Annotated in this window: 14 protein-coding genes, 2 tRNA genes and 1 pseudogene; 7 read left to right on the plus strand and 10 right to left on the minus strand. The window is 62.1% G+C overall.

Features of this window, described 5'->3' with window-relative positions; translation table 11 throughout:
* A pseudogene (locus tag CKJ82_RS08395) lies at positions 1-386 on the minus strand (HNH endonuclease signature motif containing protein); the annotation flags it as partial.
* 108 nt (positions 387-494) lie between these two features.
* Complete coding sequence (locus CKJ82_RS08400) at positions 495-1,061, minus strand: TetR/AcrR family transcriptional regulator (RefSeq protein WP_095537854.1); 567 nt, start codon at positions 1,059-1,061, stop codon at positions 495-497.
* 108 nt (positions 1,062-1,169) lie between these two features.
* Here CKJ82_RS08400 and CKJ82_RS08405 point away from each other — a divergent pair, with 108 nt between their 5' ends.
* From CKJ82_RS08405 to CKJ82_RS08420, 4 genes are all read left to right on the plus strand, one after another.
* Entirely contained in the window at positions 1,170-1,751 is a 582-nt protein-coding gene (locus tag CKJ82_RS08405; RefSeq protein ID WP_095537765.1) for a hypothetical protein, read from the plus strand.
* Entirely contained in the window at positions 1,748-3,841 is a 2,094-nt protein-coding gene (locus tag CKJ82_RS08410; RefSeq protein ID WP_095537766.1) for a YhgE/Pip domain-containing protein, read from the plus strand. Before CKJ82_RS08405 ends, CKJ82_RS08410 begins: the two co-directional genes overlap by 4 nt.
* A gap of 76 nt (positions 3,842-3,917) precedes the next feature.
* The gene (locus tag CKJ82_RS08415) at positions 3,918-4,400 is read left to right on the plus strand and encodes a hypothetical protein (protein WP_240510736.1); all 483 of its coding nucleotides are present in this window, start codon (positions 3,918-3,920) and stop codon (positions 4,398-4,400) included.
* A gap of 37 nt (positions 4,401-4,437) precedes the next feature.
* Positions 4,438-5,967 (plus strand): cutinase family protein, encoded by a 1,530-nt coding sequence (locus tag CKJ82_RS08420; RefSeq protein WP_165765411.1) that lies wholly within the window; start codon positions 4,438-4,440, stop codon positions 5,965-5,967.
* Positions 5,968-5,970: 3 nt separating this feature from the next.
* Here the strand turns inward: CKJ82_RS08420 and CKJ82_RS08425 are convergent, their stop codons facing one another.
* From CKJ82_RS08425 to gyrA, 7 genes are all read right to left on the minus strand, one after another.
* Positions 5,971-9,129 (minus strand): hypothetical protein, encoded by a 3,159-nt coding sequence (locus CKJ82_RS08425; RefSeq protein ID WP_133064053.1) that lies wholly within the window; start codon positions 9,127-9,129, stop codon positions 5,971-5,973.
* Positions 9,130-9,569: 440 nt separating this feature from the next.
* On the minus strand, positions 9,570-14,261 hold the full coding sequence (locus CKJ82_RS08430; protein ID WP_095537769.1) for a hypothetical protein: 4,692 nt from the start codon (positions 14,259-14,261) through the stop codon (positions 9,570-9,572).
* 581 nt (positions 14,262-14,842) lie between these two features.
* Positions 14,843-19,282, minus strand: a complete 4,440-nt coding sequence (locus CKJ82_RS08435) for a hypothetical protein (protein WP_095537770.1) — start codon at positions 19,280-19,282, stop codon at positions 14,843-14,845.
* Between the two features lie 437 nt (positions 19,283-19,719).
* A tRNA-Ala gene (locus tag CKJ82_RS08440) sits at positions 19,720-19,792 on the minus strand.
* A 33-nt stretch (positions 19,793-19,825) separates the two neighbouring features.
* Positions 19,826-19,899 (minus strand) — tRNA-Ile (locus tag CKJ82_RS08445).
* A 114-nt stretch (positions 19,900-20,013) separates the two neighbouring features.
* The gene (locus CKJ82_RS08450) at positions 20,014-20,358 is read right to left on the minus strand and encodes a DUF3566 domain-containing protein (protein ID WP_095278682.1); all 345 of its coding nucleotides are present in this window, start codon (positions 20,356-20,358) and stop codon (positions 20,014-20,016) included.
* Positions 20,359-20,361: 3 nt separating this feature from the next.
* Positions 20,362-22,935, minus strand: a complete 2,574-nt coding sequence (gyrA, locus tag CKJ82_RS08455; RefSeq protein ID WP_095537771.1) for a DNA gyrase subunit A — start codon at positions 22,933-22,935, stop codon at positions 20,362-20,364.
* Between the two features lie 82 nt (positions 22,936-23,017).
* Here gyrA and CKJ82_RS08460 point away from each other — a divergent pair, with 82 nt between their 5' ends.
* Complete coding sequence (locus CKJ82_RS08460; RefSeq protein ID WP_095537772.1) at positions 23,018-23,227, plus strand: CopG family transcriptional regulator; 210 nt, start codon at positions 23,018-23,020, stop codon at positions 23,225-23,227.
* 349 nt (positions 23,228-23,576) lie between these two features.
* On the opposite strand, the gene CKJ82_RS08470 is transcribed toward CKJ82_RS08460, so the two are convergent.
* On the minus strand, positions 23,577-24,485 hold the full coding sequence (locus CKJ82_RS08470; RefSeq protein ID WP_133064054.1) for a putative endonuclease domain-containing protein: 909 nt from the start codon (positions 24,483-24,485) through the stop codon (positions 23,577-23,579).
* Positions 24,486-24,590: 105 nt separating this feature from the next.
* Between CKJ82_RS08470 and CKJ82_RS08475 the strand changes: the two genes are divergently transcribed.
* Positions 24,591-25,019, plus strand: coding sequence for a hypothetical protein (locus CKJ82_RS08475; RefSeq protein ID WP_095537774.1), 429 nt, complete (start codon positions 24,591-24,593; stop codon positions 25,017-25,019).
* A gap of 482 nt (positions 25,020-25,501) precedes the next feature.
* The gene (locus CKJ82_RS08480) at positions 25,502-25,942 is read left to right on the plus strand and encodes a DUF6918 family protein (protein WP_095535528.1); all 441 of its coding nucleotides are present in this window, start codon (positions 25,502-25,504) and stop codon (positions 25,940-25,942) included.
* Positions 25,943-26,006: the final 64 nt, after the last annotated feature.

Raw genomic sequence — 26,006 nt, forward strand, 5'->3', positions numbered from 1 at the left:
CCAGGCGTGCGCGCAGGCGCCGGGCACAACTCCCGCTTCAACTGCCCAGCAACACGGCGCACACACGCCAAATCACCACTGGTGGCACACAGCGTTTCAATAAACCGCCACCGGTTCGTCGCATCTGCAATCGAGCGCGACGCACGCGCAATATAGGCCAACGTATCCACCCGATGCCCGCACTCACGAGCACCTGCCACCGCACGGGCCTGGTAACGCGAATGCGACGTCGGCGCGTACAACATGCGGGCGGCAACGACTAATTGGGCGGCGCGGTCGGGGGCCACGCCGGCGTCGATAAGCGTATCTGCAGACTTGTCAGCGGCCGCGGCGACGTAGTCAACGCCGGCGCGGTCGTGGGCCACAAGGTCTGCAATCACATCCATACCCAGCACAATACGGGCCTGTGACCAGCGCAAACAAGCACTTGTGAGAAGACTCCCAAAACACCCACCGAAGGGAACCGCGGGCCCGTTCCCTGCGTCTAATACTGGTTAAGGGTTTTCCGCGCGCCAGGCGATGAGGAGGTTGCGCACGAGGCGCTCGCGCACGTCGGGAAACAGCGCCGTGAGGGTCGCGTCCATGGGGCGGGTGACCACGATGAGCTCGGAGGCGAGCTCGGTCGGCGTCTGGTCCGGCGCGATGAGCCCGTGAGGCGCGGCCTTGTCCAGCAGCACCTGCACGCGGGCGAAGAACTCGTCGCGGCGGCACTTCACGTCCGGCTCCACGCCGTCCGGCAGCTCGGACGCGAGCGCGCCGACGAGCATGCCCACCCCGTAATCCACGAGCCGCCACACGAAGCGCTCCCAGCTGCCTTCGGGGTCGTCGTCGAAGGCGGCGAGGGTGTCGTCGAGAAACCCGTCCAGGTCCTCGATGAAGCGGAGCGCGCACGCCTGGCGCAGCTCCGCCCGCGACGGGAAGTGGCGGTAGAGGGTCGCAATGCCGACGCCGGCGTCCTTCGCCACGCCCTCGAGCGTCACCGCGGAGTTGGGGCGGGTGCGGAACTGCTCGGTGGCAGCAGTGATAATTTGGTCGCGTTTCGCGCGCGCATCTGATCGCACCTGCATCTCCTTCCCGCGCGATACAGTTTCGTCTTGACATCGCGCTACATGCGGAGCACCATAGCAGGAGTCTTAAGTGATAGCCAACCCTCCACTTGGAGTTTTTCAATGACACAAATTCTCAGCGCAACCGACCTTGTGCTGCGCAAAGGCGACGACCCGGTGAGCATCGACGCCAGCGAGGGCTTCAACTTTCTGCACGTTGGGCGCGAGTCAAGCGCCACGACGCTCGCGATGACCCTCGCCGGCCGCTACAAGCCGCACTCGGGCACGGTCGACGGCCCCGGCTTCAAGAAGACGGCGCTAGCCGGCGTGCACATGATCGATTCACTCGACCGGCAGATCCCGCTGCGCGACTTGCTGCGCGAGCAGATCGCGTGGTCGCAGCCGTTTTTCAAGCCGACGCCGCGCCACCCGCTCGAGCACGACACCGTGGCTCGCTGGCTGGAGCCGCTGGGGCTTGAGGAGCTTGATAGCGCTACGTCGGTAGGCGAACTCAACGTCCTCGACCGCTTCCGCTTCCGCATTCTGCTCGCGCTGGTGTCGCGGCCAAAGGCGGAGCTGCTCATCGTGGATGACGTGGACCAGATCCGCGACATGTCGCTGCGCGCGAAGCTGCTGGACAACCTGTACGCGGTCGCTGAGGAAGTGCCGGTGTTGGTGACGAGTGCGAACGAGGAGGACCGATGAGCGGACTGCACCTGGGATCGAATTTCCGCAAGTTTCTACACGGCAAGCTGCCGCCGCTGGCGCTGATCGCAATCACGCTGCTGCCGCTGCTGTTCGGCGGCCTGTTCGTGTGGAGTTATTGGGACCCGCTGGGCAACCTGAACAAGGTGCCGGTGGCGTTGGTGAACTCGGATGAGGGTGAGAATGGGCAGCAGGTCGTGGATAAGCTGCTCGAAGAAAAGCCCATGAACTTCCAGGTGGTGTCCGCCGAGGAGGCCCGGCAGGGCATCGCGGACGGCACCTACTACCTGGGCATGGAGATCCCGACCGACTTCACCGAGGCCGTGACCAGCGTGAAGGAGGACAACCCGCACCAGGCGAAGATCAACGTCACGCTGAATGAGACGAACGGCTTCATTCCGACGATGCTGGGCGGGCAAGCCTCGCGAGTGATCACGGATACCGTGTCCAACACGGTCGGGTCGAAGGTGGTGGACCAGCTCTTCGTCGGTTTCAACACCATCAACGATGGCATGGGCCAGGCCGCCGACGGCGCGGGCCAGCTCAACGAGGGCGCGAAGAAGGCCGGCGAGGGCGGGCAGAAGCTTGACGACGGCGCCACGAAGCTGGACAACGGCATGCAAGAGTTCAACTCGAAGCTGCAGCAGATGCCCAGCGCCGCGCACCAGCTTGACGACGGCGTGACGCGCCTCCAGGACGGCGCCCAGCAGCTCAACACCGGCATCGGCACGGCGGCGGACGGCGCGAACCAGCTCTCCGAAGGCATGCTGACCCTGCAGGGCGGCACCGACAAGCTGGGCGCGGGCGCGTCGCAGGTTGCGGGCGGCGTGGACAAGATCGCGGGCGTGGCCGGCCAGCTCGGCGCGGCGCAGGCAGCGTTCGCGGACATCGACGCATCCCTGAACCAGGTCATCGCGGACCTGGACGCCTCGCCGATCCCGGGCACGGAGCAGATTGCGGCGCAGGCTCGCCAGACGCAGGCGCAGCTGCACGGCGGCCCGCTCGCCACGGCGATGAACTCGGACCTGGTGAGCCAGCTGCAGCTGCTGCAGAGCGGCGCGCACCAGGTGGCCAACGAGCTGCAGGACCCGAACGCGCAGTACCGCGGCGGCGTGAACCGCGCCACCGACGCGGCTCAGCAGCTGGCGGCCGGCCTGGCCAAGCTGCAGGACGGCTCCGGCACGCTCGTCGCGGGCGTGGCGCAGCTGAAGGACGGCACGTCGCAGCTGGTCGTGGCGGCGAACACGGCGTCGGACGCGTCCTCCAAGCTGGCCGACGGCTCCAACCAGCTCGTCGTGGGCCTCGGCGCGCTGAACGACGGCCTGGTGCAGCTCGATGACGGCACCGGCGAGCTCAGCGTCAAACTCCACGACGCGCAGGAGCAGGCGCCGACGTGGGAAGGCGAGCGCCTGAACAAGGCGGTCGACTCCGCCTCCAACCCGGTCGTACTGAACCAGGCCGGCGACGAGCTGACGTTCTTTGGCAAGGGCCTCTCCCCGTTCTTCCTGTCGCTGTCCCTGTGGTTCGGCGGCCTGGTGCTGTACATGATCTTCGAGCCGATTTCGCGTCGCGCGATCGACTCGGGGGCGTCGCCAGTGCGCGTGGCGCTCAACACGCTGCTGCCGTCGTTCCTGGTCACCGGCGTGCAGTCGGTCTTCCTGTGGATCATGCAGGTGTGCATCCTGCGCGTCGAGCCGACTCACGCGGGCGTGATGCTGGCGGTGCTGGTGGGCGTGTCGTGGGTGTTCGTTTCCTTCATCTACATGCTCAACTGCATCTTTGGTAAGTCGATTGGCCGCCTGCTCACCATGGCGCTCATGTCGCTGCAGCTGGTGGCGTCGAACGGCCTGTACCCGCCCGAAGTGCAGCCGAAGTTCATCCAGTGGGTGCACAGCTGGGACCCGATGCGCTACTCGGTGGACCTCATGCGCTACGCCCTGTTCGGCACCGACGGCGGCGATCCTCGCATGATCCGCGCGACGCTGGTGCTGTTGGGCATCGCGGTAGGCTCGTGGGTGGTCGCCTGCCTGGGCCTGACCAGGCTGCGCCAGATCCCAGAGCGCGATCTGCACCCCGAGCTTTCGGTCTAAGACCGCGAGCCCTTGCCGGGAGCGGATTGTTGACGTATCATCTTGATGGACGACATTCCACACGGAAGGACGCATCATGTTCAACCCGCTCAACCTGCTCCCCGCTAACCAGAAGGCCGCCAAGGCCGCCAGGGCACAGAAGGCTGCGAAGTCCAAGACCCGCCTCGCCTCCGGCGCGCTGCGCGTGCCCACCGGCCTGTTCATCCTAAACTCCGGCGTCGGCAAGCTGGGCGCCGACGAGGGCACCGCCGAGTTCCTCCACGGCATGGCCGTCACCGGTATCCCGGCGCTGAAGGACATGGACAAGGAAACCTTTGCCAAGTTCGTCGCCTACTCCGAGACCGGCATCGGCGCAGCGCTGCTCACCCCGTTCGTGTCCAACCGCCTCGCCGGTGCCGCGCTCGCGACGTTCGGCGCGGGCCTGCTCACCATGTACTTCGGCAACGATGCGATGACCGAGGACGACGGCATCCGCCCGTCCCAGGAGGGCCTGCCGCTGTCGAAGGACTCCTGGCTCGTAGCCATCGGCGCCGCGCTCATGGCTCTGCCGCGCAAGTAGACGCGCAGGCGTGCGGCGCGGTACTAACATGTTTCGCGTGAAACGTGTTCCCGCCCTCGCCGCCCTGCTCGCGCTCGCCGCGGCGGCTGCCCCTGTTGCTACAGCGCAGCCGCTGCGGCCGTTCGCGCCGAGCTGTACCCCGATCCACGTCGTGCAAGCGGCGGGATCGGGGTTTTCGCATTCCTGGGATCCGTCAGCCCGCGACACGCTTTTCGACGACAACTCCTCCCCCGCCGCCGACCTCACCGAACACTTCGGCGCGCGCACGGTGCGCAGCTACCAGGTCCGCTACCCCGCCTCGCTGGGCCGCTTCAGCGCGCTCGGCAGCGCCAGCGGCGGCATCGAGGGCACGGAGGCGGCGACCTACGGCGAGTCCGTCACGCAAGGAACGGACGACGCGGTGCGCGAGATGGAGACCGTAGCGAGCGCGTGCCCGCAGACCCGTTTCATCATGGTGGGCTACTCGCAGGGCGCCCACCTGATCGGCGACGCAGCAGCGCGGGCGGCGCACGGCCAGGTGCGCGGGGTGGGCCCGGAGCAGATTGCCGGGGTGGTGTTGTTTGCGGATCCGGGGCGGACGAGCGTCGATAGGCAACGGGCCCTGCCGCCCGCCAAGCTGTACGCGTCCGCGCCGAAGGGGGTGCTGGCGCGCGGCGGCGAGCTGATCAACGGCGGCGGTTCCGGGGTGATTCCGGAGCGCGTGGGCCTGGCCGGCGAGCGCGCGCTGAGCTTCGCCGGCCTGGAGGGCAAGGTGCTTTCGCTGTGCAACCCGGCGGATATGGCGTGCTCGACCGACCCGGACTCCGCGCTGCGCGACCTGGCGGATGTGGCGATGCGCGAGGAGGTCGTGGGCCCGCCGAACGCGGCGACCGGCGCGCACGTGCTGGAGTTTTCCCGCCGCATGGACGCGGGTGTGCCGGTGCAGCAGGCGGTGCGGGAGTCGGGCCTTTCGCTTCTCGACGCCCCCGCCGCCGCCCTCATCCTCGGAGAGATCGCACTCTTCGCCCAGGCCGCCGACCGCGCCACCCGGTCGGAGCAGGCGGCCACCCCGCCGGAGCAACTCGTGGCGGTGACGCTGCTGTCGGCGCTGCCGAACCTGGCGAAGGAGGGCGTGACCTGGACGTACCTGCTGCCGGCCCTCGAGGGGCTACGCGGCGCGGTCGCGGGGGATGACGAGGACGGGACATGGGCCGACGTGGCGCTCGAGGGGATGCGCGCGACCCAGGCGACGGAGCGGTTCTACCTGCAGCTGGCACGCTCGGGTGTGGTGCCGCGGGTGCCGACGCCGACGGAGCAGCGCCAGGCCGCGGCGCACTCGGCGGTGTCGCAGCTGGTGGGGCAGGTCTCCTCGGCGGCCGGTTTGCAGGCGGCGATGGGGAATCCGGTGAATGGGAACTTGTTGGCGTCGGCAAGCCAAGCCGGCGACTTCGGGCCGCGACACATGTCGTACTACAAGCTGGGGTACACGGATAGCCCGGGCGGGTTCAACGTGGACGGGCAGACGGGGTACGACTACGCCGTCGACTGGCTCGACGACGTAGTGCGCGGCGTACTGCGGGAGCGGTAGGGGCTACTTGAACGCCTTCATCGCGTTGTCGATGGCGGCGTTAAGTTGCGCGCGCACGCCCTCCAGGCCAGGGATCGGCAGCTGGGATACTGCGATCAGCGCGAGCAGCAGCACCAGCGGGGTTGCGATGCCGACTGAAGAGGCAATGGTCTTCGGGTCCGAGGAACCGTCCTTCGGCGCGTTGCCGTCAGCGCCCGACTTCGTATCGATGTCGAAGCTGTAGCCGGTGGTGTTCTGCACGTTGTCATTCACCGGTACGAACGACACCGTGCCACGCACGCCCTGCTTCGGGGTGAGCACCATGGTGTTGCCATCGCGGGTAATGTCCACCAGGTCCGCGCCCTCGGCGATCCCGATGTCGCCGCCCTCCTTGCCGAACGAGATCGTGATCGCGCCGGTGGATGCGTCGCGGCGAGCCGTGGCGATGTCCTTGTTGGGCTCGTCGACCTCGTTGTCGGTCGGTAGGGTGTGCTCTCGCAAAATGATCAGTGACCTGATCGTGCGGACGAGCTTACCGTCCTTGTCGTACTCTTCGGTCACAACGACTTGTTCCTCACCACCTGATTTCGGGGTCAGCGTGAACGTGCCCTTATCGTCCTTGCCGGTGGTGACGTGCTCAGCACCCTGGACAACCTTGAAGGTGTTGCCCTTGGAAAGCGGGGTGTAGGCCTTCGGCTGACCGATGACCAGGTAGTCGTACAGCCGGCTGGTGTTAGAGGTTGCGCCCCGGACGATATTCAGGTTGTAGGTATTAACAGCAAAGCCGTCCTCGTCCTGCTCTTCAATCACCACGGTCTTTCCTACAGCGTCTGCCTTCGGTTTGGCCGACCAATGGTTGCCATCCTCAGTCGGGGGCTCCAGGTACTCAGCACCGTCGATCACGACGAATTTATTGGACTCGTCGACCAGCGTCGCGCCGAACTCGGAGTTGGAAGAGATGTCGTAAATGTGGACGGGTGCGCCCTCAGCCTCCGTGATGGTGAGCGTGTACGTCCCGTACACGCCGCGCTTGTCGCTCACTGCAATCGTGACCGTACCGGTCTTGCCCGCACGGCCGGTGACGACAAAACCGCCATCATCCTCGCGAACGCGGACGAGATCGTTGCCGTCGATGTCGTTGCCGTCGGCATCCGTTGCGGAAACGATCTTGTAGGAGTCGCCGAATTCAGCGGAGATGCGCGCTGAACCAAACCAGGTCATCTCATGCTCGACGTCCTTCTGTTGCTCACCGGGCGTGATGTTGACAGTAAAGCGCTCGTAGACATGGCCACTTTCGGTACGGTCCTCGACCATGACCCGGCCGCTGGCGCCGCGCTTCGGAGAAATCGTTATGTTGGACTGGCCATCCACCGGCGTCATTTGGAGCAACTCCTTGCCCTCTGTGACGTAGAGTCGGGTGCCGCTGAGCCCAAGATTGTTGTCGGAGGTAGTCGTGTACTCGGACTCGATCGGCTTGAACGGAGAAACCACGTAGACGTGCTCGGCGACCGGGACATCATCGTAACCGACCTCCTTCGCGTCAAGGTTACCGTTCTCGTCCACAAAGTTTTCCTTGACGCTTTCGCGACGGAATTCAGTGACCTTGAACTTGCCCTCCGCACCCGGCTTGAACTCCAGTTGAAGATTGTCCCGGATCTCCTTGTCCTCGTAGTCCTCCGGATACTCGAAGAAGTCACCGAGGCTCGCGCCATCCAGCGGTTCTACCGAGAAGAAGTAGGGGTCGGAATCCGTTGCGGCGAGGAAGACCTTGGAGAGGTCAACCACCTCGTGCACGCGGGTGTCTACCTCGGAGTCGGAAATTTTACGCCCGATGCTGACGGTGACGTTTTGAACGACGCGACCCTGGCTGTCCTTGATGTTAATGACGGCGGTGCCACCGTTCTTCTTAAGCGCATCGTTGTCCTCGTTAGCGGCGACGATCCAGGCGTTTTCCTCCTCGGTGACGGTGACAAACTCCGCGCCTTGCACAATGTCGTAGGTCGCACCAGCGGAGCTTCGCAGCTTCGTACTTCCCCTGTACGGGATCGACTCGTGCACGATACTCTTCGACGCGTACTTCCGCTTCTCAAGCTGGAAGACGTGCGGGCGCACGGTACCGTCTGCGTCGGTGACCACGACGTGGGCTCTGCCCTCCTGGTCCTTGCTGGTGGGAGTGACCTTCCACACCGGTGTACCGCCGATCTCGGTCTCGTCAACTGCGACGAGGTCCTCACCCCTGGTTACCACTGCGGTGCCGCCGTTGTTGGCGATGTATGCAACCGTGCTGTTGGGCAGATGGCGGTACGCGGTTTCCTCGGGTGCGCGTGGCGGGGCGTCGATAATCTGCTCCGGTTCCTCCGGCACTTCCGCATTGATGGTGTTGTTGAGCTGCAGGTGGTAGATGTGCTCGTTGGCCTGCTCATCGGTAATGACAACTGTCGCGGTAGCTTCGCCCTCGAAGCCGGGGCGCGGGGTGAGCACGAGCTGGTGGTCACGCTCACCGCGGGTGACCCGGACGTACTTCGCGCCCTCGGTGACTTCGAAGGTCCAGTGGCCCTTGATGCGCAGATCCAAGTCGATGGTTTTGGACTGCTCGTCAGCGGTGAAGCCTGCGAACTGGTGATACTCGGTCGAAGTGATCTCGACCGGCACGGCGTTGTCAGGCAGGTCAAGCCCCGGCTGGTAAAGGCTGAGCAGACGCTCACCGTCCCTGCCGAGAAACACGGTGAGGTACTCGTCGTCGCCCGCGGTGAGTTTTTCAATCTTTTGGGTATCGGGAACGAGGACATAGTTCAAGGTCGCGTTCGCAGACCCCGGCTGGGTTCGCTTCGCGACTCTAAACCCAGTGAGCTCCCAGAAAGCGGTCGTGTGATCCTCAAGGACATCAGCGCGTGCCGCGTTGAGGGACGCGACGTCATTGCCAAGCAGCGCTCGAGTAAAGAGGAGCTTCTGCTCAATCTGCTGTGTCAGCGTGGGTGACGGTTTCGAGGCGTAGTTCCGGAGGTCCTGCTGAAGTGCCTTCGTCACGTTGATCGCAGCGACACGGACCTGAGCGTCCAAGCTATCGCCCTCGCCGACGCGACCGGACTGGCCGGTCAGCTTGCGAACCTGCGCGCCTTCAAGAGCATCTACCGCACCATCGATGCTCCATGCCGAACCGCGATTTGTCCGAAGTGGTGCCACTTCCCCATCAAGGCCCCTGGCTTGCACCTCAAGTTTGGGACGGAGCGCCCGGAATTCTTTGAGGGTATCTGACGCAACGGGCTCAAATGCTTCTGTGGCAAAGGTGTCCGCGGCAAAAGCATTCGGAGCGATGACCGCGGTCGTGCTTGTGGCAAGGACGCTAGAGATAAGCGCAGCTAAGGCACGCTTCTTGAGGGAGGACATAGGCAATGGGAATCCTTTGAACTTTCCAAGTAAGCGCAATACAAGGTTGCATTTTCCTGGAAAAGAGGTGGGTAATGACAGTGCCTATTCTGTCACACCGAGCTCGCCCACGCGGTGCATGATCGTATGATTTTGTGGTTTCACCCTGGCCTGTGGAAGCGGGGGCGGGTGGACAACAAAGAGAAGAGCCGCTTGTGGGTGCATCACCCGCAAGCGGCTCAACCAGACACTACAGACTACTTCTCAGCAGCCTCAGCATCCTCCGGCTTCGCAGCCTCAGACTCCTCGGACTTCGGAGCCTCAGCCGGCTTACCAGACGAACCATAACGCAACGTGTCATTATCCGTCGCCTCACCCAACTGGTACGAAGACGTCGACTCCTCCTGACCACAAGCACGCAACACCGCATCACCAATCAACAAACCAGCAGTAATCACGCCCAGCGCACCAGCAGCCACACCAATCATCTGCGAATTCTCAACCGAGAACGCACCCTGCAAACCAGCAGCACGCGACGCACGATCACGATCATAAATACCCAGACCCTGCTGAATACGATCATTCGCATCCTGAATCGCCGCATTCAACTGACCACGCACACCCTCAAGACCCGGAATGTTCACCTGAGACAGCACACCCAGCGGGATCAGCAGCAACAACGGCGAAGCCAAACCAACCAACGAAGCAATACACTTCGGATCAGACGAACCAACATTCACATCACCAGCACCCTGACCATCGGTGTTGTTGTTCGAGTCGACCTTGACGTTGACCTCGAACTTGCCGGCGGTCTTGTTCTGTACGCCGTTCTGGACCGGGACGAAGACCACAGTGCCCTTCTTGCCGTCCTTCGGCGTGAGGATAATGTTGTTGCCTTCGCGCCCCTGGTCCACGAGGTCAGCGCCCGCGGCAATGGCGACGTCGCCGCCTTCACCGACGAACTTGATGGTGATCTTGCCCGTCTTCTCATCGCGGACGATCTCGGCAACATCCTTGTTGTCGCCGATGAAGGCGCCGTTAGCGGTCAGGCTTTCGGGGATGATCAGCGAGGTGATCGTGCGGACGACGATGCCGTCCTTGTCGAGCTCCTGGGTAACGATGGTCTCGTTCTCCGTACCCGACTTCGGCGTCACGGTGAACAGGCCGTCCTTGTTCTTGTTGGTGCTGACCTTGTCTGCACCCTCCACAACCTTGAAGGAGTTGCCCTCGGAAATCGGGCTGTAGGCCTTCGGCTGACCGACGATCAGGTAGTCGCGCAGCTGGCGTGCACCAGCCGTTGCACCCTGGGTGATCTTCAGGTTGTAAGTGTTGAGGACGTTGCCGTCCTCGTCCCACTCTTCAACCGTCGCGGTCTTACCGGCGGCATCAGCCTTCGGCTTCACCGACCACTGGTTACCATCCTTGGTCGGGGACTCGAGGTACTGACCGCCATCGACAACGGTGAATTGGTTGGACTTCTCAACCAGCGTCGCGCGGAACTCGGCGTTGGTGGAGATCTGGTAGTCGTACACGCGAGCGCCCTCAGCTTCACCAATGGTGAGCTTGTAGGTCGCGTACACGCCACGCTTGTCGCTCACAGCGATCGTGACCGTACCGGTCTTGCCCGCGCGACCGGTGACAACGAATTCGCCATTCTCGTCGTTGACGCGGACAAGCTCGGTACCGTCGACGTCGTTGCCGTTTGCATCCTGAGCGGAAACGATCTTGTAGGTGTCGTTTTCGTCCTTGTTGATGCGCGCGGTGCCGAACCAGCTCATGTTCTTTTCAATGATCTGGTCCTTGGAGGACGCACGACCCGGGGTGACGTTGAGAATGTACTTCTCGAAGACGTAGCCGTCGTCGGTCTGGTTCTCGATCACCAGCGTGCCGGAAGCGTCGGCCTTCGGAGTGATCTTGAAAGCGGAACCATCAGTCGGGACGGACTCGAGGAAATCCTTCGGCTCGATGTCGTTGCCGTCGGCGTCCTTGATCTCGGCGATGTGGAGCTTCGTGCCCTGGAGGTCAACCTCGTTGTCCGCCGTAATGGTGTACGTGGACTCCTTCGGCTCGTACGGCGAAACGTTGTAGATGTACTCCGTCAACGGAACGGGATTGTAACCGACGATCTTCGAAATCGGTTTGCCCTCTTCATCCACGCCCTGCTCTCGGATGGGCTGGTAATTGTACTCTGTGACCTTAAACTTGCCGGTAGCACCCGGCTTGAAGTTCAGCTGGAAACCTTCCTCGGGGCCCTCCTCGGACTTCTCACCACTGGAATCCTTCGGGGCTTCAGAATTTTTAAGGAAATCCTCGACATAGTCCTCGGACTTCTCACGGAAGTTCTCAAAGTCGACTCCCTCCGCAAAGATGTCCTCTCGGCGCGCGTCATCCAACAATTCGAGCGTGAAGCGATTGTTCTTGGGATCGCCCAGGAACAGATTGACCTTCGCGCGGTCAACGACCTCGCGACCTCGCTTGACCACCTCGACATCACCAACGGTGTCACGGCGGACGTTAATAGTGAAAATACCGACAAGGCGACCTTCGGAGTCCTTCACGTTGATGATTGCCGTACCACCGTTCTCCTTGATAAAGAGAGCAGCGTCGTCGGGATTGGCCTCGTCATACTGCTTCGGCTTGATGCGCCAGACGGCCTCTTCTTTCTCATCACGGGTGGCTTCCTCGATAGAGAAATGCTCTTCACCCAGCAGTGGTTGTCCACCAAATTCACCGGTGACGAATTCAACCTCGTAGTCGTCATTGCGTTTAATGTCGACGTGGCCGGAGTAGTTAATGTTGTGCTGGACTACCTGCGGACCACCGTTCGGGTCCTTCTCAATGGTGAAGTGGAACTTGTACTCCACGCCATCTTCGTCGGTGAAGATAACGTCAGCGTCGCCCTCTTCAACCTGTGGGGTGATCTTCCAGACCTTCTCGCCGTTGGACTTGGACTCCTCGATGGAGATAACGTCCTCGCCCTTGGTGATCTCGAAGGAGCCACCACGGTACTCGACGTAGCCGACGGAGGTGTTCAGGATCTGGCGGGAGACGTCGAACTTGGACTCAGTGTTCTCGATCGTGATGATGTTCTCACGCTCGTTGCCCTGCTTGTCGGTGATCTTCACGATCACCTCGCCGGAGGTGACGCCCTCCTTCGGGGTCACGGTCAGAGAGCCCTTGCCGTCGTCCTTCACAACGACGAGCTCGCCACCCTCAACAACCTCGTGCTTCTCGCCGGGCTCCTTCTTGATGACCTTGAATCGGTCACCCTCGCCACCGGTGTTGATGTTGTAGAAGAAGTTGTTGACCTTGACATTGACGGACTCGTCAATGTTGACAGTGTTGTTGATGGTCAGGCGGTAGACGTGCTCGTTGCCCTGGTCGTCGGTGACGACGATGGTGACCTTGTGCTCGCCCTCAATGCCCTCGCGCGGGGTGATGACGAGCTTGCCGTCCTCTTCACCGCGCTCGACGGTCACGTACTCGGAGCCTTCGGTGACCTCGAAGGTCCACGAGCCCTTGATGCGCTTGTCAAGGTCAATGACCTTGGACTTCTCTTCCTTGGTGAAGCCGGCGAACTGGTAGTACTCGTAAACTTCCTTGACGGACTCATACACCTTTTCGGTGTAGTACTTGCTGTCCTTGTTCACCGTGATGGTGGTCGGCTCACCCTCAACGGTCTTGGTCACGGTGGTCTCACCAGCCGGCACAACCCTTGTGGTGGTGACCTCAGGGGTCTTAACGACGGTCTCGACCTCGGGCTCGCCCGGAACCGTTTTTACAACAGTCTTGTCGGTTACCGTGGTGGTAGCGGTGGAGGTCGAGCCCGGCTTCGTTTCGGTGACGATCTCGGGTTCTGGAGTGATGACCTTCGTCTCCGTTTCCTCGGTGCCGTTTTCGGTAGAGGTGACGGTGGTGGTCTTCGCCGGGAATGTCCGCGTAGTGGTGACGACGCTCTCAGGCTCAGTAATCGTGGTGACGACCTCAGTCTGCTTCGGCAGCGTAGAAACCTCAGTGACGGTCTTCTCGTTGGTCTTAGTTACCGTTTCGGTGACCGGCTTGCCAGGCACGACCTCGGTAGTTTTGTGCTCCGGCATCGTCGTGTGCTCGGTGACGGTCGTCTTCGGGGTCGTCGTGGTCTCGAACTCGAACCCGTAATCCGGCTTCGGCTGCCACTCCAGGTCCAGGCCGGGCTGGTAGATGGTGATGAGGCGCTGGAAGGTCCACTCGAGGTGCTTGTTAGCGTTCCAGTTGTAGTTCTTCGGCACGAGCACCGTGACGTACTCGTTCTCGCCGACACCCTTCTTGATCTCGTTGATCTTCTTCTGGTTAGGCACCAAGCGGTAATTGATTCCGTCGCCCTGGTTCCTGGTCCAGGAAATGCTAAAGCCTGTGAGGTTCGTAAACTTCACGCCGTCTCGCATCGCCAGCTCACGAACGCCGTTCAACTCTGAGGGATTGTTCCCCAACAATGCCTGAAGGTACTGATTCTTCTTCCGAATGTCGGCTTCCAGTGCCGAAGTGGGATTTTGCTCCCAGTTGTGGAAGTCGCGTTGGAGAGACTTGGTCAGGCTGATTGCAGCGATACGGACATTTTCGTCAATCCCGTAGCCGTCGCCCACAAGACCGGACTTACCGGTGAGCTTTCGAACCTCGAACCCATCAGGGTTGTTCCAAGCGTTGTCGATGCCCCAGTCGATGCACCAACCCGGGCCCTGTGCGGTGGATAGCACGTTCACGGGCAAGGTCCACTTCGGGTACTCTTGCGCGAGCTTCGTCTGCTCGGTCTGGAATGCATGCAGAGAGGCTTCGTCGAGGGTCTGGTACGCCTCGACGATCATCTGATCGGCGGCGCTAGCCTCAGTAGCGATGACAGCGGTGGTACCGGTAGCGAGGACACCGGAGATAAGCGCAGCCATGATGCGCTTCTTAAGATGTGCGTTTTGCAACGGCTCAATCCTTAAAAACTTGACGGAGATATTCGAAACAGCCTGGAGATCTCCTGAACACGGATCTTCACACTGACAGACTTTCATTCAATCACAACAATTTCGTGGAAAGTAGTCCACTATCACCACAGACACCGCGAAAACCCCACCACAACACGCACAGCCACACCCAAGCCAACACAGAAACGCGTTGACCTCGACATTTACAACCTGACAAAACCCCAAAAAAGTTTCCGTGATATACACCACATTTCCGCCCCACCCCCGCCGATAGGCGTAAACCCCACCCAAAAACTTAAAATCAGCACAGAAACTGCCCCATTTTGGGCCGCGATAGCAGCGGGGCATGGACGTCGTCGAGTCGCAACGGCCGCTCCCCCACGGCCTTACTTGCACGTAAAAAAGAGGCTCCGGGGTGGTTCGGAACGGCCCCCGCGCCACCCTGGCCCCTTTACGTACCGATGCTACACGAGCCTGTCACATCCGTCATCGTGAAATGCCAAGGAATGGCAAACCGCCCGTGCGGGCCTTGGATCCCTCGGCGGGGTCCGGTCTACACGGGCGGTTGTCGATACTACGAACTACTTCTCAGCAGCCTCAGCATCCTCCGGCTTCGCAGCCTCAGACTCCTCGGACTTCGGAGCCTCAGCCGGCTTACCAGACGAACCATAACGCAACGTGTCATTATCCGTCGCCTCACCCAACTGGTACGAAGACGTCGACTCCTCCTGACCACAAGCACGCAACACCGCATCACCAATCAACAAACCAGCAGTAATCACGCCCAGCGCACCAGCAGCCACACCAATCATCTGCGAATTCTCAACCGAGAACGCACCCTGCAAACCAGCAGCACGCGACGCACGATCACGATCATAAATACCCAGACCCTGCTGAATACGATCATTCGCATCCTGAATCGCCGCATTCAACTGACCACGCACACCCTCAAGACCCGGAATGTTCACCTGAGACAGCACACCCAGCGGGATCAGCAGCAACAACGGCGAAGCCAAACCAACCAACGAAGCAATACACTTCGGATCAGACGAACCAACATTCACATCACCAGCACCCTGACCATTACCAGTGTTCGTGGTGTCGGTCTTGATATCGAGGTTGATGACAACCTGGTTTTCCGTGTCGACGATTCCGTTTCCGATCGGCGTCACAATGATGCCGGTGGCATCTTTAGGGATTGCACCGTGCTCGATCGTGTAGCTGCCGTCGCCATTGTCGTGAACCTTGTTCGGATCGATCGGCTTGACGTTCTTGCAGTCCTCAGGCTTCTTCGCGTCAAGGTTCTTGTCGAAGCAGGCCTCGACATTGAAGCCACCCTTACCATCGATGACAAGCGTGATCGAGCCGTCCTGCTCCTTGTGCTGGATCTTTGGCGGCTCGACCTCGGCACCACCAGCGGTCTGCGGGATCTCGGCCTCAATGATGCGGATCGGGTTACCGTTGTTGTCGCGCTCCTCGATCAGGATGGAGCCGGTCTTGCCCTCAATCGGCTTGAGGTTCAGGCGGCCCTTCTCATCCGGCTCGGGGTTCTCAATGAGGTCGTAGCCACGAACGATGTGGAGCGTGTTGCCCTGACCTGGGGTCTCCCAGCTCTCGATCTCCGGCTGAACAACCTTGCGCTCCTCGCGGAAGGAGAGCTGGCGACCCTGCTCGGTGATCTCGATCATGTGGCGGTTGACTACCTCACCGCTCTTGTTGACCTCGATGACGGTCACAACGTTGCCGGAGGTGCCCTCCTTCGGAGTCAGCACCCACTGGCCGTCCTTCTCGACGACCTCGACGTACTCCTCGCCCTTGACGATCTTGTAGGTGTTTTCGTTGCGAATAGTCACCGTGAAGTGGCCCAGTTCGGACACCTTGAAGGTGCTTTCGCCCGAGGTGCCGTCGCCGTTTGCGCCACCAGCAACCGGTGTGATGTTGATGACGTAGCGCGTCTTCTTCCTGCCATCGGTGAACTCGATGACACCGGTACCCTCGGCACCCGGCTTCGGGGTGACAACGATGTCATTGCCCTCACCCTTGATGTCGATGAGGTCCTTGCCCTTAGTGACCTCGTGGGTCGCTCCCGCCGGGGCGGTCAGGCTGACCTCGGAACGATCGGTGATGTCGTAGGTGAACTCGGCTGCCTTCTTCGGCGTCACGGTCAGGATCCAGCGTTGGATCGGCAGGTCACGGGAGTTCTGTAGCTCGATGACAACCTTGCCCTCAGCACCTTCGACAAACTCCGGAACGAACTGCTTCTCGTCGTCGGACGGCGCATTCTTCAGCAGGTTCTGGCCTTCGGTGACCACGATGTGCTGGAGCTCGTTATTGCGATTGACGAACACCTGCGAGTCCTCGCTGACGTCCTGCTTCTTCTCTTCAACATCACTCTCGGTGACAGTAATGGTGTAGCGAACCACAACGTCGTCGCCGCGCTTTTCCTCAACCACAACGGTGCCGGTGAATTCGGCGTCTGGCATCAGGCGGGTAACCTTCTTGCCGTCTTTCTCCACCTCAACGACGGTGACGTTGTCCTTGCCCTCAACAACCTCGATGGTGTGGTCGCCGGAGCCCTTGGTGATGTCGACCGTCTGGCGGTTCGAGATCTCCTGCTGGACCTTTTGGGTCTGGATCGTGGTCTCGCTCGCCTCGCTGGCGATGATGGTGTAGGTACCAACGAGGATGCGCTGACCGTCAACGATCTGGAACAGGTTCGCGACGATGACGCCCTCAGCATTCGGCTTGAGGGTGATCTGGTCGTCGGATTCGGTGACATCAACGATGTCCTCGCCCTGCACGATCTCGAGGTCGTAGTCGCCGTCGGCGGTGTTTAGCTCGAGGACATCCTCATCGCTAGTCGGGTCCAAGCTGACCGTCTCAACGTCGACGAGGACGTTGGTGCCCTGACGGACATCGATGGTGAACTGGTGAGTGTCACCGTTCTCGTCCTTGATGGAGACGACGACCTTGCCGGTCTTGTCCGACTTCGGGGTCAGAACCCAGATGCCCTTGTCGTTCTTCTCGAGGGAGTCAATGATGTCCTCACCCTCGATGATGGTGGGCTCGCCCTGGGTCTTCTCCAGATCCAGCTTGTAGGCGTTGGAGTTACCGATCACGCGGTGGTGATCGAACTTGCTGTCCGGCGCAATGTTGAAGATGTAGTTGTTCTCGTTGCGCGGACGCTCGCCCGGCTCGTGCACCGTGATCTTGGCCTTGCCGCTGACAACGCCCTCGTTCGGAGTAACGACAATCTTGCCGTCCTTCTCCTCCGTGGTGATGAGCGCTCCGCCCTCTTCGATCTCGTAGTCCCAGCCCTTGGGGATCTCGATCGTCTGGGAGGCACCGGCGATGGTGACGTTGAAGTAGTGGTTGTTCACCACAACGTCGGTTTCCTTGATCGCCGTCTGCTTCTTGTTAATGACGTGGATGGTGTACTCGTGGCGGTTACCATCGTTGTCCACGACGACGATGCGTACGTCGCCCTCGCCTTCCTTGACGGGCTTGATGTTCAGGCCCTTGCCGTCCTCGGTCTTCGTGACCTCGACCAGGCCGTTGGAGTCGTCGACGAAGTCGATCTTCCAGTTGCTCAGCTTCTCAATCTCGATGACGCGATCTTCGGACTTCTGGGAGAAGTCAAAGGCGTAGTCGAACTTGCGGAAGTAGCGCTCCACCTCGGTGGTGCGCTCCACCGTCTCGTTGATCACGTTCTCCACCGTGGTGGTCACGGTAGCGCGCGGAGCACCGGTGACGGTCTTCACGGTGGTACGCGGAGCGAGAGTAGAGGTCTGGGTGACGGTCTTCGGCTCTGCCGTCTTCGTGGTGGTCTCCGTGCTCGGTGCGCCAGTCTCGGTCACGGTGGTAGCCGCGCCCTCAGTCACGGTCTTGGTGACATCCGGCTCGCGCTCCTCGACGGTGACGGTGCGCTGCGGCTCGGTCACCGTGGAGGTGACCGTGGTCTCCTCAGCACGCTTGATCGCGGTCTCGGTGACCGTCTCGGTGACGTCCTTCACGTCGGTACGGGTCGGCTTGACCGTCTCGGTGATCTCCTCGATCGGCTGGATGGTCTTGACCTCGGTGACCGTCTCGTCCTCGGTGGCCGTTTCGGTAACCGTCTCGCCCGGTGCCTGCACCGTCTTGGTGGTGGTCGTCCCCGGAAGGGTCTTGGTTACGGTGGTTGCCTCTGCCGGCTTGGTGACGGTGGTCGTCTTCACGGAGACGTTCGGGCCACCCGGACGCGGTTCGAAACCAATCAGGCCCGGCTGCGCGATGGTGATGATGCGCTGGGTCGTGCCCTCGTCGCCCAGGTTGTCGCTCAGGTTGTAGTGCTTCGGCATCAGGATGGTGACGTACTCACCCTCCTGCACGTTAGAGGTGACCTGCTCGAAGGACGCAGACTTGGACAAGTAGTACTTCGACTGGCCGTCCTGGTTGGTGTAGTTTTTCTTGATCTCAAAACCAGTCAGCTTGGTGAACTCGTCCGCAGTGAGCTGCGGAGGCACGGCGCTCCCCTCCTTCGCCTTCGCGTCGCCATAGATGTAGCCACGGACGCCGTCGAGCGTCTTCTGGTGGTTGGCGAGCAGCGCCTGCAGCGCGAAGTTGATGCGCTTGGCTTCGGCATAGTTGCCGCTGTTGTACGCGGTAAGCATGCGCTTGGTGCCAGAAATGGCAGCCTTCTCCACGTCCGGGTGAATCTCCAGGGTGCCGCCGTCGACGTGGTTGTATCCAACGAGACCGGACACGCCGTCGAGCTTGCGCAGCTCATACTGCGAGTCCTGGGTCGGCTGCGGCTGGGAAATGTCGATGCACCAGCCCGGGCCGAAGCCGTTCGCGTACACCAGGTGCGCCTGGAAATCGCCCTGCTGGTTGCGGGTCAGTTTGGAGTTGTACTGGAGAGCATCTGCTTTCTCGTCGCTCGGGAGCTGCGAGTACTCCTGGGTGACGCGAATGTCCGCCAGAGCATCCGGCGCGGTGACGACGGTGCCGCCAGCGATAACGGTGGTGGAGATAAGCGCAGCCATAATGCGCTTTTTAAGATGTGCGTTTTGCAACGGCTCAATCCTTAAAACTTGTCGGAGATAATCGAAGCAGCCTGGAGATCTCCTGAACACGGATCTTCACACTGACAGACTTTCATTCAATCACAACAATTTCGTGGAAAGTAGTCCACTATCACCACAGACACCGCGAAAACCCCACCACAACACGCACAGCCACACCCAAGCCAACACAGAAACGCGTTGACCTCGACATTTACTACCTGACAAAACCCCAAAAAAGTTTGCGTGATATACAACACATTTCCGCCCCACCCCCGCCGATAGGCGCAAACCCCACCCAAAAACTTAAAATCAGCACAGAAAGCCGCCGAAACGCCCGCGGCTCGGCGGGCCCGCAGGCCAGCCGTGCTTGGGCAAACAGAAAACCCTGCACCGCGCACGGTACAGGGTTTGTCCTGTGGAGCATAGGAGAATCGAACTCCTGACATCCTGCTTGCAAAGCAGGTGCTCTACCAACTGAGCTAATGCCCCATTGCCGAGACCCTATATATTATAGCGTCCCAGTGGGCCTAGCAGGAATCGAACCTGCGACCTCATCGTTATCAGCGATGCGCTCTAACCGACTGAGCTATAGGCCCTGGCAACGGATAAGAATATTACGCACCGTCGCCATAACCACCAAATCGGCTGGTGGGGGCGGGTTTTTGGGGCGGTTACGTGGCGTCGATAAGCACCCCAAAGCCTCGCCAAACCTACCGTGCGCGGTTAGACATGGTGTAGGTGACGCCGCCAACCAGATCCGCGATGCTGTTGTAGATCACCACGGTCAGCGGCGCCATGATCGCGGTGAACACCACGCCGATGAGGCCCAGCAGGCCCGCGGCGGAGAGCACGATGGTCATGTCGATGGCCTGGTCGCCGCCGACGCCGCCGATCAGCGAGTTCACCGACTCGATCACGCCGGCCTGCTCGAGGCCGAAGTAGACGATCGTGATGCCCAGCATCCACGCGACGAACCCGATCAGCGCCAGGATCGTCGCCACCTTGAACACGGAACCCGCGCCGACGTTGCGGATGGTTACCTTGCGTGCGGCCATCGCCTACTCCTCACCCTCGGCGTCGTCGGGGGCCCCGCTTATCGACGATTGCGTCGCCTCCTGGGCCTCCTCAAGGGTTTTCTCGCCCTTCGCCACCGCGGTGGCCTCCTCTTCGCCGGAGTCCTCGACATTCTTGTCGATGGCCAGCAGCTCGACGTCGTCGCCAAGATCCACCAGGCGCACGCCCATGGTGGCGCGCGAGGACGGGCGGATCTGGTTGACCTCGGTGCGGATCACGCCGCCCGCGGAGGTGATGGCAAAGATCTGGTCGTCCTCGTCCACCGCCAGCGCGCCGATGAGCTTGCCGCGCTTCGGGGTGTACTTGAACGTCATCACGCCCATGCCGCCGCGGCCCTGCTGGTTGTACTCCTCGATGGCGGTGCGCTTGCCGTAGCCGCCGCTGGTGGCCACGAGCAGGAACTCGCCATCCTGCACCACCGTCATGGCGAGCAGCTGGTCGTCGCCGCGGAAGCGCATCCCCTTCACGCCCGCGGTGGCGCGGCCCATCGGCCGCAGCTGGTCATCATCCGCCGGGAAGCGGATGGCTTGGCCCTGCTCGGAGACGAGCAGGAGGTCGTCGTCGTTCTGCGTCAGCGCGGCGCCGATCAGGGCGTCGCCCTCGTTGAGGTTGATCGCGATGAGGCCGGCGGAGCGCGCGGACTCGTAGTCCGTGAGGCGGGACTTCTTCACGCGGCCATCGCGGGTGGCCAGGACCAGGTACGGGGCGTCCTCGTAGGACTGGATCTGGATGATCTGGGCGATCTTCTCCTCCGGCTGGAACTCCAGCAGGTTGGCCACGTGCTGGCCGCGGGCGGTGCGGCCAGCCTCCGGCAGCTCGTACGCCTTGAGGCGGTAGACGCGGCCGAAGTTGGTGAAGAAGAGGATCCAGTCGTGCGTGGAGCAAATGAAGAAGTGCTTGACCACGTCGTCCTGCTTCAGCTCCGCGCCACGCACGCCCTTGCCGCCGCGCTTCTGGCTCTTGTAGGCGTCCACCTTCGTGCGCTTGGCGTAGCCGGTGGAGGTGATGGTGACCACCACGTTCTCGCGGGCGATGAGGTCCTCCTCCGTGACGTCGCCGGTGGCGGCGACGATGCGGGTGCGGCGCTCGTCGCCGAACTTGTCCACGATCTCCTTGAGCTCCGTGGCCACGATGTCGCGCTGACGCTCCGGCTTGGCCAGGATGTCCTTGTAGTCCGCGATCAGGCGCTCGATCTCCGCCAGGTCATCAACGATCTTCTGGCGCTCCAGGGCAGCCAGGCGGCGCAGCTGCATGGCGAGGATTTCGTTGGCCTGGATCTCGTCGACGTCGAGAAGCTTCATGAGCCCCTGGCGCGCATCGTCCACCGTCGGGCTGCGACGGATGAGCGCGATGACCTCGTCCAACGCGTCGAGGGCCTTGACCAGGCCGCGCAGGATGTGGGCGCGCTTCTCCGCCTCGTCGAGACGGTACTGGGTGCGCCTGACGATGACCTCGATCTGGTGCTTCACGTAGTAGCGCAACATCTGATCAAGGCGCAGCGTCCGCGGCACACCATCCACGATGGACAGCATGTTCGCCGAGAAATTCGTCTCCAACTGCGAGTGCTTATACAGGTTATTCAGCACCACACGCGGCACCGCGTCGCGCTTCAAACGAACCACGATACGCATACCGATGCGGTCCGAAGACTCATCATCAATGTCGGCAATACCGGCCATCTTGCCCGCATTCACCTGATCCGCAATGTTGTGGATGAAGTTATCCGGGTTCACCTGGTACGGCAGCTCCGTAATCACGATGACCTGGCGGTTGCCCACCTCCTCGATCTCCGTCACGCCGCGCATGCGGATGGAGCCACGGCCCGTGGTGTAGGCCTCCTTGATGCCCTTGTCGCCCACGATCAGGCCGGAGGTGGGGAAATCAGGACCCTTCACGCGCTCCAGCACCGCGTCGAGCGTCGCCTTCTCGTCCGCGTCGTGGTTGTCCAGGATCCAGTAGATGGCCTCCGCCAGCTCGTTGAGGTTGTGCGGCGGGATGTTGGTGGCCATACCGACCGCGATGCCGTTCGAGCCGTTCATCAGCAGGTTCGGCACACGCGACGGCAGGACCGTCGGCTCCTGCGTCTTCGAGTCGAAGTTGGGGGCGAAGTCCACGGAGTTCTCGCGGATGTCGCGCACCATCTCCATGGCCAGCGGGGTGAGCTTGCACTCCGTGTAACGCATTGCAGCCGGGCCGTCATTACCCGGCGAGCCGAAGTTGCCCTGGCCGTCCACCAGCGGGTAGCGCATCGCCCACGGCTGCGCCATGCGCACGAGGGTGTCGTAGATGGCGCTGTCGCCGTGCGGGTGGTAGTTACTCATGGTCTCACCCACGGCCTTCACGCTCTTCACGTACGAGCGCTCGGGGCGGAAACCGGCGTCATACATGGCGTAAATGACGCGGCGGTGCACCGGCTTCATGCCGTCGCGCACCTCTGGCAGCGCGCGGCCCACGATCACGCTCATCGCGTAATCGATGTAGCTGGTCTGCATCTCCTCATTGATGTCAATGGGTTGGATGGCGTCGAAGTTGCCGCCACCCGTGGTGTCGTCGCTCATTGCTCACCTTTCTTATTGTGCTCACGTGTAGTTTACCGGCCCTGTGACGCGTTGCCGCGCTGAGCAGTGGTATCAAAGTGGTATGGCTATGACACTCCGGCTCACCACAGACGAGGACAAAGCGCTCGTGCTGCTCGCCTCCGCGTGGGGCTGCTCCAAGCAGGAGGCCGCCCGCCGCGCCGTGGTCACCTCCGCGTCGCGCCTGCTTGACGACGCCACCGTCACCGACCTCGCACGCTCCGTCATCCCCGGGTACAAAGCTATGGAATCGCGCATCAGGCAAGCGCGATGAGGGGTTTTAGCGCCGAGCAACTTTTAGCCGTTGCCGATGAGTACTGCGCCTATACGGGTGCCCGGGTGCGCTCCTTCTCTGCCCTGGTTGCTTGTGCTTCCGTCCCCGGTGCAAGGGTGCATGGGGTGCCTGTATGTGACACTGCTGGGCAGGCTTCGGAGGAGCTAGCCGAAGCGGTGCGGAGGATGCAGCCCTTAAGCACTGAGAATTCCGGCTTCGCGGAAGTGGCCGCGGAGGTGTATCGGCGGTGGGCGGGGTTGGCGCCGTGACATCGTCGACCACAGCAAACGCACAGGTGAGCCTTTCCCCAGGTCGTGGAGCGATGTATTTGTTTCCTATGCGAAATTTGTCACAGGGTCCGGCGCAACACCTCCTCAACGCTCTCAGGCAGCCTGGCTAAAGTCCCCTCGGCGAAGCGCAGCACCTGCCACCCCTGCGCAACCAGCTCAATCTGGATCAGCGAATCTAACGTACGTTGCTGCTTGTCCCAGTGGTGCGCGCCGTCGTACATCAGCCCAATCTTGGGTTCCATAAGGGCAAGGTCCAGGTCAGTGACCCGCTTACCCCACCTATTACGGATCACCACCTGCTCGGCCAAGGTCAGCCCATGCTTCTGCGCTACCGGCGTTGCTAGCAGGCGCATCTCGGTTTCCTTTGGCGAGTCTGCCAGCGCGCTCGACGCACCCAACACCTGGGACAGCCACCGCCTATCCAGCCTGAGGGAGGCACTGATGCGGATGGATTCGGGGGTGAGGTTGAGGAAGCGCCGTGTGGCGTCGATAAGCTGCACTGCACGTGTCAGCGCACTGGCGTCAAAGGTGTGCCAGGCCGACTCTCGGCGGCGGATACTTAGGAGCGCGTGGACCGCGGCAAGCGGAGGGGCTGCTACAGATATGGGCTGACCCGCACACATGACGGTCCAGGCCTCATGTTCGCGCAGCTTGAGCCGCCAGAGTGCCGGGGTGTATTGCGTCGCCGGCCGGTTCTTGCGGATTCCGGGGCCAACAAGCACAGTGTCGCAGGCATCCGCAAAGAAGGGCAGGCCGTAAAGCGCCAGCGCGCCCATGCCGGTGACCGTGGTGCCAGGGTGCGACAGCGCGTGGGCCACGGCGCGGTCGGTGGCGGGCACGGGGTACGCAATCCCACGCGGGTGGTGCCTTGCTGCGTGCGCTACCAAATTCGGCTCGCGCAGCATCGTCGCCGGCAGCGAAAACTCGCGGTTGATTGGCTCCCCTACCGCCCCGTGCACTATGTGCAATCCCGCCATCGTGTGCATCCCATTGTGTAGCTTCGCCATACCTATTAGACGCAGCGAGCGACGCGCCGGTTCCCCCACACCCGCGAACGGAATAGAGTGTTGTGCATGAGAAAACGCTCCCTTGCCGCGCTGACCGCGGCCGCTCTCGCCATCGCCGTCCCCGCGCCCGCGCACGCAGGTGTGTCCGAGCTGTCGTCGGGTTCCAGCACGTCAAGCTCGGGGAGCTCGAAAATTCCGGAGGGCAAGGTGCCCGCCGACGGCCCGCAGGTCCCCGAGCAGCCACCGCTCGGCAGCGCCTACACCGGCTCGGCCCCGATCTCCCTGACCATCGCCGCCCTGGCCACTTTTGTATCGGTGCAGTTGCTTATCGACGCCATCCCGCCCCTCCGCCAAGCCGTCGACCAAGTTGCCAACCAGGCCGGCCTGAGCCACGTCTACGGATCCTCCGAGGGCAACCGCATTTTCGACGTCCCTGCCTGGATCAAGGCCGCCGAGGACGCCGGGTACCCGCTGCCGCAGCTCCCCCAGCTGTAGCGTGGCCGCAACCGCCGTGCTAAATTTGGCACGGTTGTGGTTGCAGTGACTCATGTGACTCCTGTGTTTCGTTTTGCTTTGTGCGGAGGCGCACGGCGACGGTGCAGCGGGCGAGATGACTGTGGCGGAAGAACCGCAACAGCCGTGCCCATCGGCACACGGTAAGGGCGACCCTGGGGGTGGGTCGCCCTTTTGCGCGGCCTGGCGAGGCTGGGCTTCGGCTTGAGGGGTCTGTGTGACTGGCTCGGGGTGCCTCCGGGGGTGCCTCCGGGTGCCATTCGCCTATTTGACGAGGACAGGATGACGAAGATGCGAGTGCCGTCTCGCGTCTTCGTCAAGGTGATCTCGTCATTTGGGGGCCGAGCATGCCCACCCGGATGCCGCACGCATCGCCGCTGGCAAGTACGGCCTGCACTTCTACGCGGCACTGCCGCCCGGCCCGTCTTCGGACGGGCTTTCTTTTCGCCGGTAAGATGTCCCGCATGTCTGATTTGCAGAAGCTGCTGGAAGAAACCACCCGTCCCGCCGTGACGAAGGACCTCGCCGAGCTGACGGAAACCACCGTGTCCAACCAGTCCGGCCTGACGGGCATGGCGCTGAAGTCGGCGCTCGCCGCGGGTAAGAAGGCGGACGCCAACGCGGTGTCCAAGGGCATCAATAAGGTGCTGCCGATGCTGGTCGAGCGCATCGAGCCCTACTGGGCCAACTACCAGGGCGAGGGCAGCGCAAACGGGTTCGGCGACTACCTTGCCGCGCACCAGGACGAGGTCGTGGATGACATCGTCAAGACTGCCGACGCCTCCGTGGACTCCCTGCCGGGCGCGGTGAAGAAGGTCTACACGTCGCTGCGCAGCAAGGCGTCGAAGATCGTCGCGCCCGCGTTGCCGGGTCTCGGCGAGATCATCGAGCGCCACGCGAAGTAACGCGCCACCACCACACCACTACACAGCAAAGCGGCCGGTAACCACGTTGGCTACCGGCCGCTGA

The sequence above is a fragment of the Corynebacterium gottingense genome, assembly GCF_002285125.1.
GTDB lineage: Bacteria > Actinomycetota > Actinomycetes > Mycobacteriales > Mycobacteriaceae > Corynebacterium > Corynebacterium gottingense.